Source organism: Pseudoalteromonas sp. NFXS39, from assembly GCF_040148775.1.
GTDB lineage: Bacteria > Pseudomonadota > Gammaproteobacteria > Enterobacterales > Alteromonadaceae > Pseudoalteromonas > Pseudoalteromonas apostichopi.
In genome coordinates this window covers 66,028-82,212 of sequence record NZ_JAGDEC010000008.1, presented here as the reverse complement: position 1 = coordinate 82,212, position 16,185 = coordinate 66,028, and the positions used below count along the sequence as shown (strand labels likewise).

Below are 16,185 nucleotides of genomic sequence, written 5' to 3'. Positions count from 1 at the left end.
ATGTAAATAGTTACGTTTTTAAATTGTAACCCTTCATCTATGATTCAGGCTAAAACGTTAGGCTTTTTACCAAGAGCAAACGTTAAGGGTCTCTATTATGAATAAATTAATTACTATCTCAGTTGCCGTTTTAGGTTTAAGTTTGATACCTATGGAAGCAAACGCGAAACATGATCGTGACCATGATAGATACGAACAAAAACACGAACGTAAAAAGCATAAAAAGCACCATAAACATAAGAAACACCACAAGCATTATCATCATGACAAACATGATCGCTACTATGATCGATATGACCGCTACAGCTATCGTGATTTGCCACCCGGTTTATACAAAAAAGTAGGGCATGGTGGTGGCTTACCACCAGGTTGGTATAAGCGTTATCATCATGGTGATATTCTTGACCGTGATATATATCGCCATGGTCGAGTAATTAAACGTCGTGACCGAAATGGCATTATTGCCATCGAAATCGACGATCGCCTGATTCATCTAGTACACGATACGCGAGAGATTTTATCAATTGTCACTCGCCATCGTTAATCCTGTCGAAAGCCGCTTAGCGGCTTTTTTTTTGCTTGTTTCATATCCAGTTCAGAAAAACTTGCTACGCTTAACTGAAACTAATAGAAGGAACACTCGCATGAAAGCATTGTTAACTGTTGCAGTGATAGGTTTAAGCCTAGTGACGGCTGGCGCACTTGCAAAAGACAAGGATAAGGATAAAGGTAAAAGTCTCCCGCCGGGCCTTGAAAAAAAACTTGATAATGGTGGTGATTTACCACCTGGTTGGCAAAAAAAATTACGTAAAGGCGATATCCTAGATCGTGATATTTACCGCCGCGGTAAAGTGATTAAATCACGAGATAGAGATGGTCTAATTTCAATTCAAGTCGACGGTACTGTCGTGCGTTTAGTGGAAGACACCCGAGAAATTATTTCTATTTTGAGCCGCTAATTTTGTTTGCATCGATCATGACTTATGGATTGAGTTCACTATTGGCCATGCTGCTAGTGGTCTCAATCTTGCCATTTTCATACTCCCAACATTATCTAATTCGCAGTTGTGATTTTGTACGCTTGCAAGTGGTTTACCTTGCTTGTGCGAGTTTAATTGCGGCAGGTTATTTAATTAGCACCACTGATTCATGGCTTTTTATTGGTTGCGCAGTTGCAAGTATCATTGTGCTGATTTTGCAAGTCGGATGGATTTACCCCTACACAAAACTGGCTAACAAAGAAGTTGCCTCAAGCAATAAAAGCGATAAGCACAGTATTCGTATTATGTCGGCAAATGTCCTGATGTCGAACACCGAATATGACAAACTCATTGGTATAGTAAAAACGCACCAACCTGATTTACTCATTACTCTAGAGTCTGATCAAACTTGGCAGAATAAACTGAGCTGTTTAGAACAAGAGTACCCATATCGTGTTTACTGCCCAAAAGATAATCGTTATGGCATGCACTTGTACAGCAAGTTCAAAATTAAACGCCAGCAAGTCAGTGAGCTTATAGAAAGCGATATCCCCTCAATTCATATTTTGTTTGAAGATGCCGATGGCGTAGAAGTACAAGGGCACTTTATTCACCCTGCTCCCCCTAGCCCCACAGAGGAGGACAGCTCGCGACCCCGTGATACTGAGTTGATAATCTTAGCGAAAGCACTTAAAAACAGACTGCGACCTTGTATCGTTGCTGGTGATTTAAATGATGTTGCTTGGTCACGCAGCACACGTTTGTTTATGCGTATCAGCGGTCTATTGGACCCACGTAAAGGGCGCGGGTTTTTTAACACCTTTCATGCAAGTTACTTTTTTATGCGTTGGCCACTTGATCATCTTTTTCATAGTAATGAGTTCAGTGTCAAGCGAATAGAGCGTTTGGAAAAATATGGCTCTGACCATTTTGCCCTACTTACAGAGCTTGTTTATAACCCAGACTCAGCTAATCAAAAACAGCTAGAACAAATAGACAAAGAGGAAGCGATTGATGAGTTGAAAATGCCTGCTGCGTCTAAGCAGCAAGTGCCAATGTTTAAAGAGTAATAAATATTAGGTGTAATACCAACCCGCAATAATACTTAATCACTTTGAGTGATTAACCCTATCGTTACCTACATGAAAAATTTCTGACTTAGAAAAACTAAATAACTAAATTTTTGCCTGCTATCAACGAGCTTCTATTACCTTAAAATTGATCTCTTAATTAAGTGAAGTGGTGTAAAAAAGGGCTCATATGAGCCCTTTTTATTTTAATCGTTGACCATAATGGTTTTAATATTAACGAATTCTCGTAACCCAAATCCGCCGTGTTCACGGCCATAACCACTGTCTTTTACCCCCCCAAATGGCAAGTTTGGTTGCGCAAGACCATAGCCGTTAATATTGACCATACCAGTATCAAAGTGCTGCTTTGCAAGCTCAATGGCTGCCTGTTCGTCTTTTGAGAAAATACCGCCGCCAAGGCCATAGCGAGAGTCATTAGCGATTTGCATTGCCTCAGCATTATCTTTTGCTCTGATAAGTGATGCGACAGGGCCAAATAATTCATCATCGTAAGCAGGCATTCCTGGTTTAACATTCTCAAGAAGGGTAGCGGTGTAGTAAAAGCCGGTGTGCTCAGCAACCTTGCCACCGGTGATAATATTAGCTCCAGCATTGACTGAGTCTGTAACTTGTTGATGCAGTTTATCACGCAGATCTTTGCGAGCCATTGGACCGAGCGTTGTCTTTTCATCATTTGGATCGCCAAGCACAACTTGCTCAAATTGTTCTTTAATTAAGGCTTTAAAATCATCATATAACGCATCAACAACAATAAAACGTTTTGCTGCTACACAGGTTTGCCCATTGTTGATCAAACGACCTTGTGTACATGCGCTAATGGCAGTATTTAAATCGGCATCATCAAGTACGATATAAGCATCATTACTGCCAAGTTCTAGGACGGTTTTTTTCACTTGTTTGCCAGCTTGCTCAGCAACTTTTTTGCCAGTTTCATCGCTGCCAGTAAATGTCACCCCACGAATAGCTGAGTGCGCAATTAGCTCGCTTGCAGTTTTGCCGTCAATCAGTAAGTTTTTAAAGCAATAATCATCAAAGCCTGCTTGTGAAAACATTTGCTCAATCTTTTCGGCCATGCCAAATACATTACCAGCGTGTTTTAGCACCGTGGTATTACCCGCCATGATATTAGCGCAAGCATATCGAATAACCTGATAAAGCGGAAAGTTCCAAGGTTGGATACCTAAAATCACACCAATTGGTTGGTAACTAATAATTGCATGACCGTCCTGCATATCTCGCTTTTCATCAGCAAGCACTTGAGGCCCTTGTTCTGCGGTGTAGCGACAAATTGCAGCACACAGCTCAACTTCTTGAAGACCTTGTTGATATAACTTGCCCATTTCATCTGTCATCAGTTGTGCTATTTCTTGCTGATTAGACTCAATCACTTCTGCTAGTTGATTAAGTAATTTTGCACGGTGTTCATGTGATGTTGTGCGCCACTTTAAAAAAGCTTGATGGCATTGTTCAACCTCACTTTGTGCTTGTTGAAGTGACAGTAGATTATAAGTATTTAAAGTTTGCTCATTGGCTGGATTGATTGTAGTAACAGTATCAGTCATCATTATCTCCTTACAAAATTGTAGGAGAGAGTCTGCAAAGCTAATACCTGTTTTTTATTTTTCTATGTTTTTGTTTTGTAATAACTTTATTTTTATCTTGTGTTTGCTTCGCTCTCTTTTTATGTAAATACTGCAACAGGCTGCAAAACTTACAAGGAATACGTAATGACAAATTCTGTGTTAAATACTGAACTTGCAATTATTCAAGCACCGATGGCGGGTGTGCAAAATGCTAAGCTGACTGTGGCTGTTTGTGAAGCCGGGGGGCTTGGATCGTTGCCTTGTGCTATGCTTTCGACAGAGCAGCTTAAGTCAGAACTTGATTACATAAGCCTGAATACTGATAAGCCATATAATCTTAATTTCTTTTGTCATCAGACACCTGACTATACATTGGCTCAGCAAACTGCTTGGCATGGGGTGCTAGCACCTTATTTTGAAGAGTTAAATGTAGATGCCTCACAATTAACCCGTAATGCTTCTCGTCAGCCAATTAATCAACAAGTGATAGATATTATCGCGCCCTATAAGCCCGCTGTTGTCAGCTTTCATTTTGGTCTGCCAAGTAGGGATATTGTTTCTCAGATCAAAGCGTGGGGCGGGACTGTTCTTTCATCAGCCACAACGTTAGATGAAGCGCGCTGGTTACAAGCAAATGGGGCCGATGCGATTATTGCACAAGGGATTGAAGCAGGCGGCCACCGTGGGCATTTTTTATCGATGGATTTATCGTTGCAACCCACTACTTTGCAATTAGTACGAGAGTGTGTAGAGCTTGATATACCCGTTATTGCAGCAGGGGGGATCTGTACTTCTGAAGATGTAGCACAGTACCAAGCCTTGGGCGTGATTGCAGTGCAGGTAGGCAGTGCTTACTTACTTTGTGAAGAAGCTACGACAAGTGCTTTACATCGTGAAGTATTAAAAACGGCCGAGCCAGATTCTACAGAATTGACGACCTTATTTTCAGGTCGCCCAGCACGAGGAGTTCGCAACCGAGTCATGCAAGAGTTAGGTGCAATGCCAGAGCAGGCACCGCCTTTTCCTTATGCGTCGATTGCGATGACCGCATTACGCTCAAAAGCCGAAGCCAAAGGCAATAGTGGTTTTTCACCGCTTTGGTGTGGTGAGCGCTTTATTGTTCGAGAAGGTATTAACGCAGAGCAAATTACTGCGTTATTAATGCAAGGTTGGCAATCTTGACTGATCCCCAGTTACTTCCGCTAGGTGATAGTTATCATCAGCTTGCCAGTGAATTTCGTAACAAGCTTGCTGGGCAATGCTCTATAAAACGTTGCGCTAAAGGTGATGTTTTATTACAACAAGGCGACGGACAAGATGCTGGTTACTTAATTGTGTCTGGGGTGCTTGGCGCATTACATGTATCATCACAAGGCGTGCAAAAGTGTAAAGAGTTTTACTTTCAAGATGAATTTGCACTGCTTTATGGTAATTGGTTAACTAAAACCCCTGCGCTTTACCAACTTAAAGTAATACGTGATGCTGAGCTTATTAAGGTGCCTTTAGTTTTACTCGAGAGAGCCGACTGGCAAGCAATCAAACATAACCTGATTAGTCAGCAGCTACTATTTAAAGAAGCAAAAGAAGCATTTTTATTACTGAATACGCCAGAGCAGCGTTATCAATATTTACGGGATCAAAAACCGCACTGGCTTGAACAACTGAGTTTAAACGAAGTTGCTATGTATTTAGGGATCTCAGCTATTTCTTTATCACGAATTAGGCGGCGTCTTAACTTAAGTTAAGGCGCAGCAAAACAGTGAACATTACACTGCTGATTTTTCAGGAGTCGTTATGTTTATTTTATCTCAATGCTTAGTGGCCATTGCCACATTACTCGATTTGGCTTCATTTCAGTTTAAACAAAGACAAGCAATTTTAGCTTGTTTGTTTAGCTCTGTTTTACTCACATCTGTGCACTTTATGCTGCTCGATAACTTAAGTGCAGCATGTTTAATGCTGATCGCAGCACTACGTTATGGTTACTTTATTTTTGCGCGCAAAACTTGGGTGATGATTGCATTTATGCTTTTGAGCATAAGCGCAGTGCTATTTACTTGGCACACTTGGGTGAGTTTTATTGCCCTAACAGCGACCTTAATTCAGACTTATGCTTCGTTTCAGAGTAAAGATTTGTTACTAAGGCTTTTTATGCTCTTAGGTACACTATGTTGGTTAACACATAATGTTCTGATTTTCTCGCCAGTAGCAGTGGTAATGGAAGCAGTGTTTTTATTGAGTAATTTACTAGGACTTTGGCGTTTTTATATCGCTCCAAAAGCGATGAAAACATGTCAATAGATGCATATTCAAAGTGTTACAGCATGCTTTCCATTTAAATAAAACTAAAGCGAGTCAGCAATTCGCTTTAATAAAAAGGTCTCGCGCTGAATTGATAAGCCCTGTTTATCACTCATTGCCATAGTGGTTTCATTATGTGCTATGGCATCAAAAATATTTACCCATTTAGGGTGCATGCCATTTTGCACTTCGTAATGTTCCATTTTTGGGTCTGCAAATTCATCGCTTATTTCACAGAAGTAGCAATAAGACTTGATATGAACACAGTCGAAGTCGTCTTTGTACCAAGGCCTGATTTCTTCGTATAACCCCAGTGGTCGGTTTACTTGGATGTGTTGTGCGCCTGTTTCTTCATGTAATTCTCGGTGAAGCCCTTGCTCAATGCTTTCGCCTTCATCAACTCCACCACCTGGTAGGCTGTAGTCATCATAACGGGCGGTATATAAAAGTAGTATTTGTTCACCCTTTAATACGATAGCGCGCGCAGTGTTACGAATAAATATCGTGCCATAGTCATTACTTAAACTTGGGTGAATTACTTTTCTTAATAGCTTCATGGGATTACAACTTTAAATTAACGCAAGTACAGCTCAGCTTAATATTGAATGCGCCATAATAACCTTTTTTTCGCATTTAATTCATTATACTTACCCCAAATTGAAACTAATAAGGTAATATAACTGGAATTAAGAACTATTTAGGTATCTAGCGTATTTGGTTTTCTTTTCGAAAAAAATTTGCGTAGAATGATGAAAAAAGCTTAGGAAATGAATATGTTGAACGTACTTTTGGTCGATGATGACAGTGAATTTAGCGATGTAGTTTGTCATATAGTGGAGTTTCTTGGGCATAATATAAATACCGCAGCAAATTTGGCAGAAGCTGAGCAATGGTTTGAAAACAACACGTTTGATCATGTCTTTTTAGACTTCATGTTGCCAGATGGCAGCGGCCTTCATTTACTTGAGCATTTAAAAGCAATAGGTCAATCTCCTCGAGTCACATTAATTTCAGGGCACCCTTCAGTAAAAGGTAAGCTAGCAGAGATGTGTGAACCTAATGTAGGGCATCTTGTTAAACCTTTACAACGCGAAGATATCGAGCGTGTACTCAACCCGAAAAAATCAGCCCCTAAGAAAAAAGCAACACCAGCAATAAAACGTCATTTTGGCACCCTGATTGGTGAATCTGAGGTGATGCAGAAGCTTTATACTATGATTGAGCGTGTTGCAGCCACTTCTGCCAATGTGATGTTGATGGGTGAAAGTGGTGCAGGTAAAGAAGTGGTGGCGCAGGCAATTCATAATGCGACTGAGTGTGATGGTCCGTTAGTGGCAACCAACTGTGGTGCATTTTCAAAAGAGCTGATTGGTAGCGAATTGTTCGGTCATGAAAAGGGCGCGTTTACAGGGGCTATTGCGCGCAAAGAGGGTGTATTTGAACAAGCTGCTGGTGGTACTTTGTTTTTAGATGAAGTCACCGAAATGCCGATTGATATGCAACCAAACTTACTACGCGTTCTTGAAAGCAAAAAAGTAACCCGAGTGGGTGGCACCAAAGAGCAAGCAGTGAATTGCCGTGTTATTTCTGCTACCAACCGCACCTTAACCGACCTTGCGCAAAACAATGTTATTCGTGAAGATATTTATTTTCGTTTAGCGGTATTCCCCATTGATATTCCACCGCTACGTGAGCGAAAAGAAGATATTCCACTGCTCGCCAATGCCTTTTTAGAGCAACTCAATGAAGAAAACGGCACCGACTTTAAATGGCAAGCAGCGCAAATCAAAGAGCTAGAAGGGCATGATTGGCCTGGTAACGTGCGTGAGCTTCGCCACGCTATTCATCGGGCTTTTATTATGAGTGACCCTAAAGGCACAGCTATTACCTTGCCTGAATCATTAGAGTCTCCGTTCTCTAAAGTGAATAAAGAGAGCCAAGCAAATCAAGTTGTTGCAGGGCAAACTATTGAAGAAGTTGAAAAAGAGTTGATCCACGCTACTTTAGATAAAGTACAAGGTAATAAGACGATTGCAGCACAAATGCTGGGGATCAGTACTAAAACTCTTTATAACCGTTTAAATGCTTATGGAGGCATTGGCGAATATAAATAACAAAGGATGGCTATGAATAATAACGAGTCTTTACGAAAAATGGTGCACGACGCTCGTGCGCCGCTAAACCGTATTTCAATGAATGCAGAGTTAGTTAAGCTCGTATTAGAAAATGATATGCCAAAGCAAAAAGCACTTGAGGCATTAAATAAAATAATAGCTAATTGCCAGCAGTGTAGTGAGCACTTACAAGAAATAAGTGACACTCACGGGGCTGACTAAGCACTCATAGATTAGGAAGTAAATGCACAAACAAAAAGGAAAAATAGCGATCAATTGGGCTGGCTTTATTGCCGTGGTGCTCTGTATCGTGGTGGCTAACGCTTTTTTAGCTATTGATAGTATTCGCTCGCTCACTGAAACACAAAACAGCCTAGATAACACGAACTCGCTCAATACAGCAATTGAGCGATTACACTTATCTTTGGTGCAAGCTGAATCGGGTCAACGTGGTTATTTACTCACTGATCGTGAAGATTACTTAATGCCTTACAATGATGCAATTGCCTCGATGCAAGCACAGATAATGCTTGTGAAAAGTTTGCATTCAGAAATACCGGGTCAGGCAGATCGCATTGCTCGTTTTCTTTACTTAGTAAATGACAAAATTGCGGTAATGACTAAAACGACCGATCTGGCTTTAGCCAATAAAGACGTTAAGGCTCGTAGTTTGTTATTAACTAACCAAGGTCGCGACTTATATAAAGAAATTCGCCTAGCAGTTGATGAAATTCAAATGCGTGAGCTTAATTTCAAGATAGATCAGTTCACTAAACTCTCGCAAATAAAAGACGATGCTAAGTTAACATTTGCAATTACAGCTGTTACTAGCACTTTATTAATTATTGGTATGTTCTTGTTAACACGTATCAATTTGCGTAACCAAGCCAAGTACCGAGCTGAACTTGAAAATCAAAATGAGAACCTTGCGGCAAAAGTAGCAGAGCGCACCCAAGAGCTGACCATCTATTCAGATGAATTAAGCCGCTCAAATCGAGAGCTTGAAGAATTTGCTTTTGTTGCAAGTCATGACTTACAAGAGCCACTGCGAAAGATTCAAGCTTTTAGTGACCGCCTTGAAAAAATGTTTAAAGATGATCTTGGTGAAAAAGGCATTGATTATATTAATCGCATGAAAAACGCAGCTCAGCGAATGTCTAACTTAATCAATGACTTGCTTGAATTTTCACGAGTAACGACTCGGGGCAAAGACTTTACTGATACTGACTTAAATGAGGTTGTTGCAGAAGTACTTGATGATCTTGAAATCGCGGTTAATGAATCTGAAACCACTGTTAATCTCGATACGTTACCGCACATTCAAGCTGATCCAAGCCAAATGCTGCAATTGTTCTTAAACATTCTGTCTAATGCAGTGAAGTTTAGGCGTGAAAATGTGCCGCCTGTAATCAACATTAGTTACCAGCGAACCAAAGAGTTTAGTCAAGTTCATAACGCAGAGGTAGAGTGGGAAATAATTACTATTTCAGACAACGGAATTGGCTTTTCTGAAGAGTACCTAGAAAAAATATTTGTACCATTCCAGCGTTTGCATGGTCGCTCTCAATATAAGGGCACAGGCATAGGCCTATCAGTTTGTCGCCGAATCGTTGAACGCCATGGTGGAGAAATCACGGCGAATAGTCGCGTTAATGAAGGTGCAAGCTTTACAATTAAATTACCTGTGGAAACATCGCTTTTCACACTACAAGGAGAGGCGTAATGCCACTTAATAAAGTTAAACCAATTACTATTTTAATGGCTGACGACGACGAAGATGATCGTTTATTAACCCAAGATGCATTGGCCGAAAGCCGTGTATTGAACGAGCTATTTTTTGTTGAAGATGGTGTAGAGCTGCTTGAATATCTTGAGCGTAAAGGCAAATTTAGTGAAAAAGAAAAATCGCCACGTCCGGGCTTGATTTTACTTGATTTAAATATGCCGCGCATGGACGGTCGAGAAGCGCTCCAAGCAATCAAAGCGAACCCTAACTTGAAGGGCATTCCGGTTGTTATTTTAACCACATCAAAACAAGAAGAAGATATGGTTAGAGGCTATGACTTAGGCGCTGCATCATACATCACGAAACCGGTTACTTTTGAAGGTTTAGTCGAATTGATGCAAACACTAGGAAAATACTGGGTAGAGTTTGTAGAGCTGCCAACATCACGAAACGATTAATTCCGATTAGCGACAATACTTAATTAAGCTAATTGGCATAAGGAGCCAGAATGTTAGATAAGGTAACCCGATTACTCTTAGTAGAAGACGATGAAGATGACTATATTCTCACCTGCGACTACCTAGAACAATTAGGTTCCCATACATTCGATGTTGAGTGGTTAAGCTGCCCAGAACAAGCCATTAGTGTGCTTAGCGAAAACAAGCATGATATTTGTTTGTTAGATTATCGCTTAGGCGCCTCTGATGGCTTAGAAGTGCTGAAACGGGCCGTTGATAACGGTTTTCGCGGTCCGATTATTATGCTGACAGGGCAATCTGATGAAGCTCTCGATTCTGCAGCGCTTGATGCTGGTGCGGTTGATTATCTTGTCAAGAGTGAGATGAACTCTAGCCGCTTTGCCCGTGCTATTCGTTATGCTTTAGCTCGCCGAGATGTTGAAGATGAACGTGTAGAGCGCTTAAAAGCCGAAGCAGAAAACCGCTCTAAAGACCGCTTCTTGGCACATTTAAGTCATGAGTTACGTACACCATTGTCATCCATCTTGGGTTACACTGAGTTACTCATGCACAGCGATAAAAATCTACATGCCCAAAATGAGTTGAGCGTAATTTATAGAAATGGTAAGCACTTATTGAGCTTACTTAATGATGTCCTCGACCTATCAAAAATAGCTGCTGATAAACTTGAACTAAACTGCAGTGATGTCAATTTAGATAGTTTAATGACTGATGTTTATACCCTAATGCGTGTCTCAGCGCTTGATAAAGGCTTAACTCTTAAATTTGAGTCACAACAGGCACTACCTCTAGTGATCAATACCGATGCTACTCGGCTGCGCCAAATTCTAATTAACATCATTAATAATGCTATTAAGTTTACTAACCAAGGTGAAATTACCGTTCGCGCTTGGACTGCTTGGGTCCAGGAGCGTGAAATGCTGTTTTTTAGCATTAAAGATACAGGCTTAGGTATTCCAGCAGAAAAACAAGCATTGATATTTAAGCCATTTGAACAAATTGCTGATGTTGAATCCCGAGATGTGGGGGGAGCAGGGCTTGGCCTTGCAATTTGTTCAGAACTACTGAGCCGTATGCAAGGCAGTATTGAACTAGAGTCAACCCAAGGCGTGGGCTCAGAGTTTACTCTTTCTATTTACCCTGGCAACATTCGAGATATTGAACGCCAAGTACTTCGCTTTGATTCAAACCCAGATTTTCAGCAAAAACTAACCACGCTTAAAACAAGTGGGCGGGTATTAGTGGTAGACGACCTAAAAGATTTACGCAATCTGGTTGGTCATATGATCACCAGTACTGGCGCAGAAGTAGAATATGCAGAAAACGGTAAACAAGCGATTGAAAAAGTAGCTAATGCAGAGCAAGCAGGTAAGCCTTTTGATATAGTATTTATTGATTTGCATATGCCCGTTATGGGTGGCAAAGAAGCCACTATTGAGCTTCGCAAAATGGGTTATCAAGGGCCCATTATTGCCCTCACCGCCGCCACTATGAAAGGGGTGAAAACAGAATTAAGTGCGCTTGGCTTTAACGATATGATTGCAAAACCTGTTGATGCTGGGTTGCTTTACCAAGTGCTAAATCATTATATTTGCGAAGGTAAAACTGAACCTGTGGTTGAGCAAGATGACAGCCCTGAAATGACCATACAGAGCACTCGCTATTTATTGGTGGAAGATGACAGTGATGCGGCGCAAATCACTCAGTTATTGCTTGAAAGTTTAGGTGTTGAAACGGTAATAGCACCAAACTGTGTTGCGTGTCTTGCGACACTCAAAGACGATCAAAACTTTGATAAAGTCTTACTCGACATGCACTTGCCAGATGGTGAAGGCCTTGATTTAGCAAGCGAAATTAAACAGCGCCACCCTAACTTAAAGTTAGTTATTGTTAGTGGCGCAGAGCCAGAGCCTAAAAAAATCGAACCTCTTGAGATTGAGCAAGTCCTCTTAAAGCCGATTAATCTTGGCTTGTTATCAGAGCTTATTGACAGCTAATTGAATGCCTAACTACTAGCTCAGGTTCAAATAATGTTTGTAGCGGTGGGGTTTGTTTTTGATAAACATGATTTAACACCCAGTCCGCTGCCATACGACCCATTTCATCTATTGGGTAGTTAACCGTGGTCAATTGTGGGTAAACATGGCGGGTGAAAAACACGTTATCATAACCCATAATCGATAATTGCTTAGGTAAAGTTAAACCTAAATCTCTAGCACTTGCCATGGCACCAACCGCCATTTCATCATTGGCACATATCAAAGCAGTGAAAGGATGCGTTTGTTGATGAAGGGCTTTTAATCCTTCATAGCCGCTCTCTTCCATAAAATCACCTTGGAATAATAAGTTTTCATCAAACTCAAGGTTAAACTCATGTAGTGCTTGCTTATGTCCTTCTAGGCGGTCTTTGGCATCTTGTTTCCAAAGAGGCCCGCTGATGTAGGCAATTTTTTTATGACCATGCTCTAAAACATGTTTAGCAGCTAAATAACCACCTTTGATATTGTTAAGCAGAATACAGCGGTCACTGAGTTCACTGATATAGCGGTTGATCAATACAAAGGGAGTTCGACCTTTACTGAGTTTAATAAGATACTCGTCGCTAACTGCTTCAACATGCAAAATAAGACCATCGCAATTACGACTAATCAGAAATTCAATGCCTTGTTTTTCGCGTTCTTCATCACTGTGACCTGCAGCAATAATCAGGTGTTTGCCTTGATTACGAAAGGTATCTTCAATGCCACTCATCATAGGCCCGTAGAATGGACCTTGTAATTCAGAGACCAATAAGCCAACACTGTTAGAGCAATTTGATGCCAATGACTGAGCAATTGAATTAGGTCTATAGCCAAGTTTATCCATTGCAGCAGTGACCTTTTTACGGGTGGCATCACTGACATTTGCATTGTTGTTCATTACTCTTGAAACGGTTGCAAGGGAAACACCTGCAAGTTTCGACACCTCATAAATGGTGGCCATGTTATTCCTTACTAAACAAAGTTATGGATGCTGCTTTAACGATAAGTCGGCACTGATCTGCTCAACTGTTTGATTATCAAGAATATACCTTTTCATGATAAAAGCGACAAGCATACTACCTATTGCAGGGTAAAGGGTAAATGAAATTAAGATACCCGAAAGTGTCTGCTCACTCAGTTCGGTATTTGCTTCATAGCCATAAAATGCGAGTAACCAACCTGCAATTGCACCACCAAGGGCAAGACCAAGCTTAATAAAAAATACTACGCTCGCGTAAACAAGGCCTGTCAGTCTTTCACCAGTTTTCCATTGCCCATAATCTATGGTGTCAGCCATTTTTGCCCACAATAAAGGGGTCGCCATTTGCGTGAAAAAACACCATAAAAAGTACACCACAAAGGCAAGTATCAGCTGCTCGCCAGGCAACCAAAATGCCACGCAACTAATTGCTGCAGAGATATATTGCAAACGAATATAGGCGGTTTTCTTATCAACTCGTTTACTCAGTGGGTTCGCACAAGCACAACCAAGAATGTTACCTATCATACCGATGGTAACAAAATAAGTGACTAGCTCGGCTTCACCAAGTACATATTTTACATAGTAAATGGCAAGGGTTGTACGTAATACCATACTGGTTAACAGCATAAATGCAGCAAAGCACAACACCTTAAACGGGCCATTTTGCCAAAGCGTGCTCATGCGGTTTTTCCAGCTTAATGATGAGCTGTTATGAGCCGCAACGCGTTCTTTGGTAAAGCGAAAACAAATTAAAAATAGAATGACGCCTAAGCCACTCATCAAGGCCATAGTGAGTTGATAGCCTGTGGCGTTGTCACCTTTTCCAAGCCAGTTGACTAAAGGCAAAGTACAGGCGCTGACAATTAAGCCGCCGAGCATGCCAAATACAAATCGATAAGACTGAATAGATACTCGCTCTTTAGGGTCGCCACTTAATACTCCCCCTAACGCTGAGTAAGGAATATTAATAGCGGTATAAACCAGCATCAGTAAAGTGTAAGTAACAAAAGCGTATATGACTTTACCTGACTCAGGTAGGTTTGGCGTGGTGAAGGTGATCATACTGATCACCCCGAATGGTAGGGCAAGCCAGAGTAAGTAGGGACGATAACTTCCCCACTTAGTACGGGTTGAATCAGTTAAAGCCCCCATCAATGGGTCAGTAATTGCATCAACGACTCTCACCACTAAAAACAAGGTGCCAACAATAGCGGGTGAAATACCAAAGATATCAGTATAGAAAAAAGTTAAAAATAACATCACCGTTTGAAAGATGATATTACTTGCTGTGTCGCCTAATCCGTAGGCTATTTTTTCTCTTTTAGTCAGCATGTGTGTTCTCGATTGTTGTTATTTTTATCGCTGTTTAAGTAGTGTGCGATATTGTTTTGCGCTTTCTTTTAAAATGCGTTGTTGGTTTTGATAATCAATATAAACTAATCCAAAGCGCTTTTCGTAGCCATACGCCCATTCAAAGTTGTCCATTAAGCTCCACGCAAAGTAGCCTTGAATATCGACGCCTTGGCGAATTGCATCACAAACCGCATTTAAGTGGGTATGATAATAATCTACACGTTCAATGTCGTTCACTTCACCGTTTTCTAACGTGTCGGCCATGGCTGCGCCATTCTCAGTGATATACATTTTTGGCAAATCATATTGCTGATGCAGTGATACCAAAAGCTCAGTTAAACCTTGTGGGTAAACTTCCCAGCCCATATCTGTAACACGTACACCCGCAAGGCTTGCTTCTTCAAACCAGCCATCAGCGGTATTTTTGTAGTGTATGCGGGTATAGTAGTTAACGCCAATAAAGTCGACGGCTTGGCTAATTATCGCCATATCGCCAGCAACAATAGTGGGCTTAACTTCATCAGCTAAATCATTAAATAAAGATGGGTAAGCGCCTTCTAAAACAGCTTTGATATACCATTGATTATGGTACTGATCAGCAAGTTCTGCGGCTTTTATATCATCGGCTGTTAAAGGGTAGGTCGGGCTGAAGTTTAATACGATACCCGCTTCTGTTTCTGGGCAGTTTTTACGTAATACTTGCATGGCAAGGCCATGAGCAAGCAATAAGTGATGAGCTGCTTGACGACCCGCCTGTTGTGATTTAATACCAGGTGCATGTACACCCACCTCATAACCCAAATAGGCACTGCAAAAAGGCTCGTTCAAGGTTGCAAATGAATCAACCAGGTGACCCAAATGGCGAGTCACAAGTTCGGCATATTCTTTGAATTTATAGGCCGTTTCACGATTTAACCAGCCACCATTATCTTCAAGGTATTGGGGTAAATCCCAGTGATATAAAGTAACATAGGTTTTAATATTACGTGCTTTTAAAGCTGTTAATAACTGAACATAAAACGCCATTCCCTGCTCGTTTACCGAGCCATCTTGAAGCATGACTCTAGGCCACGAAATAGATAAGCGGTAAGCATCTACGCTCAAGTCTACAATCATCTCGACATCTTGCTGCCAACGAGCAACATGGTCACAAGCTACATTACCATGACTTTGGTCTGCGATGGTTCCAGGCTTTTCACAAAATGTATCCCAGATACAATCGAGGCGTTGCTCGCGTGCACCTTCAATCTGAAATGAGGCCGTTGCAACACCGAAAGTGAACTCGGGTTTGAGTAAAGGTGAATCAGGTAACAGTGAAATTGATTTATGCACAGTTGATACGCGTCCTTCGGGTTAGTGTAAGACTTAGCTGATTAGAGTTTAGACTCGGCTGTAAGCGCTTACAATTTTTCTGCAAATAAATTGCTAAATATGATTAATATGTTATAAATGTAAGCGCTTACATTTAATGTTGCAACATATTTCGCTATTTGTTGTTAGTGATTAAGTACCAAATTTTGCTGTAACAAACTGATAAATATAATTAACTAGAGAA

The 16,185-nt window shown here is 40.9% G+C and carries 16 protein-coding genes; 11 read left to right on the top strand and 5 right to left on the bottom strand.

The window, feature by feature from the left end; all coding sequences use genetic code 11:
* The first annotated feature begins 97 nt into the window (after positions 1–97).
* The 3 genes from J3455_RS15330 (at position 98) to J3455_RS15320 (ending at position 2,050) form a co-directional block, all read left to right on the top strand.
* Positions 98–544, top strand: coding sequence for a hypothetical protein (locus tag J3455_RS15330; RefSeq protein WP_239976873.1), 447 nt, complete (start codon positions 98–100; stop codon positions 542–544).
* Between the two features lie 100 nt (positions 545–644).
* The gene (locus J3455_RS15325) at positions 645–959 is read left to right on the top strand and encodes a hypothetical protein (RefSeq protein ID WP_167658170.1); all 315 of its coding nucleotides are present in this window, start codon (positions 645–647) and stop codon (positions 957–959) included.
* Between the two features lie 17 nt (positions 960–976).
* Positions 977–2,050, top strand: a complete 1,074-nt coding sequence (locus tag J3455_RS15320) for an endonuclease/exonuclease/phosphatase family protein (RefSeq protein WP_349562006.1) — start codon at positions 977–979, stop codon at positions 2,048–2,050.
* A 206-nt stretch (positions 2,051–2,256) separates the two neighbouring features.
* Here J3455_RS15320 and J3455_RS15315 read toward each other — a convergent pair whose 3' ends face one another.
* Entirely contained in the window at positions 2,257–3,633 is a 1,377-nt protein-coding gene (locus J3455_RS15315; protein WP_349562005.1) for an NAD-dependent succinate-semialdehyde dehydrogenase, read from the bottom strand.
* A gap of 165 nt (positions 3,634–3,798) precedes the next feature.
* On the opposite strand from J3455_RS15315, the gene J3455_RS15310 reads away from it, so the two are divergent.
* Genes J3455_RS15310 through J3455_RS15300 form a run of 3 tightly spaced genes read left to right on the top strand, consistent with a single transcriptional unit; the run spans position 3,799 to position 5,955 of the window.
* Positions 3,799–4,836, top strand: coding sequence for an NAD(P)H-dependent flavin oxidoreductase (locus J3455_RS15310; RefSeq protein ID WP_349562004.1), 1,038 nt, complete (start codon positions 3,799–3,801; stop codon positions 4,834–4,836).
* Complete coding sequence (locus J3455_RS15305; RefSeq protein ID WP_349562003.1) at positions 4,833–5,399, top strand: Crp/Fnr family transcriptional regulator; 567 nt, start codon at positions 4,833–4,835, stop codon at positions 5,397–5,399. Before J3455_RS15310 ends, J3455_RS15305 begins: the two co-directional genes overlap by 4 nt.
* Before the next feature lie 49 nt (positions 5,400–5,448).
* Entirely contained in the window at positions 5,449–5,955 is a 507-nt protein-coding gene (locus tag J3455_RS15300) for a YgjV family protein (protein WP_167658166.1), read from the top strand.
* Positions 5,956–5,999: 44 nt separating this feature from the next.
* Here J3455_RS15300 and J3455_RS15295 read toward each other — a convergent pair whose 3' ends face one another.
* A complete protein-coding gene (locus tag J3455_RS15295; protein ID WP_349562002.1) occupies positions 6,000–6,512 on the bottom strand; it encodes an NUDIX hydrolase in 513 nt (170 codons plus the stop codon).
* 216 nt (positions 6,513–6,728) lie between these two features.
* Here J3455_RS15295 and J3455_RS15290 point away from each other — a divergent pair, with 216 nt between their 5' ends.
* Genes J3455_RS15290 through J3455_RS15270 form a run of 5 tightly spaced genes read left to right on the top strand, consistent with a single transcriptional unit; the run spans position 6,729 to position 12,271 of the window.
* Complete coding sequence (locus J3455_RS15290; protein ID WP_130049596.1) at positions 6,729–8,069, top strand: sigma-54-dependent transcriptional regulator; 1,341 nt, start codon at positions 6,729–6,731, stop codon at positions 8,067–8,069.
* 6 nt (positions 8,070–8,075) lie between these two features.
* Positions 8,076–8,291 carry a histidine kinase gene (locus tag J3455_RS15285; RefSeq protein ID WP_130049595.1) on the top strand — a complete coding sequence of 72 codons (216 nt, stop codon included), beginning with the start codon at positions 8,076–8,078 and terminating at the stop codon, positions 8,289–8,291.
* A 22-nt stretch (positions 8,292–8,313) separates the two neighbouring features.
* The gene (locus tag J3455_RS15280; RefSeq protein WP_167658164.1) at positions 8,314–9,792 is read left to right on the top strand and encodes a sensor histidine kinase; all 1,479 of its coding nucleotides are present in this window, start codon (positions 8,314–8,316) and stop codon (positions 9,790–9,792) included.
* Positions 9,792–10,253 (top strand): response regulator, encoded by a 462-nt coding sequence (locus J3455_RS15275; RefSeq protein WP_130049593.1) that lies wholly within the window; start codon positions 9,792–9,794, stop codon positions 10,251–10,253. Before J3455_RS15280 ends, J3455_RS15275 begins: the two co-directional genes overlap by 1 nt.
* Before the next feature lie 50 nt (positions 10,254–10,303).
* A complete protein-coding gene (locus tag J3455_RS15270) occupies positions 10,304–12,271 on the top strand; it encodes a response regulator (protein WP_297331044.1) in 1,968 nt (655 codons plus the stop codon).
* Here J3455_RS15270 and J3455_RS15265 read toward each other — a convergent pair.
* The 3 genes from J3455_RS15265 to J3455_RS15255 are packed head-to-tail and all read right to left on the bottom strand — an operon-like array spanning position 12,258 to position 15,962.
* Positions 12,258–13,256, bottom strand: a complete 999-nt coding sequence (locus tag J3455_RS15265; RefSeq protein WP_130049591.1) for a LacI family DNA-binding transcriptional regulator — start codon at positions 13,254–13,256, stop codon at positions 12,258–12,260. The two genes, J3455_RS15270 and J3455_RS15265, sit on opposite strands and share 14 nt — an antisense overlap.
* Before the next feature lie 21 nt (positions 13,257–13,277).
* A complete protein-coding gene (locus J3455_RS15260) occupies positions 13,278–14,609 on the bottom strand; it encodes a glycoside-pentoside-hexuronide (GPH):cation symporter (RefSeq protein WP_130049590.1) in 1,332 nt (443 codons plus the stop codon).
* 24 nt (positions 14,610–14,633) lie between these two features.
* Positions 14,634–15,962, bottom strand: coding sequence for a GH1 family beta-glucosidase (locus tag J3455_RS15255; protein ID WP_167658161.1), 1,329 nt, complete (start codon positions 15,960–15,962; stop codon positions 14,634–14,636).
* Positions 15,963–16,185 lie beyond the last annotated feature (223 nt).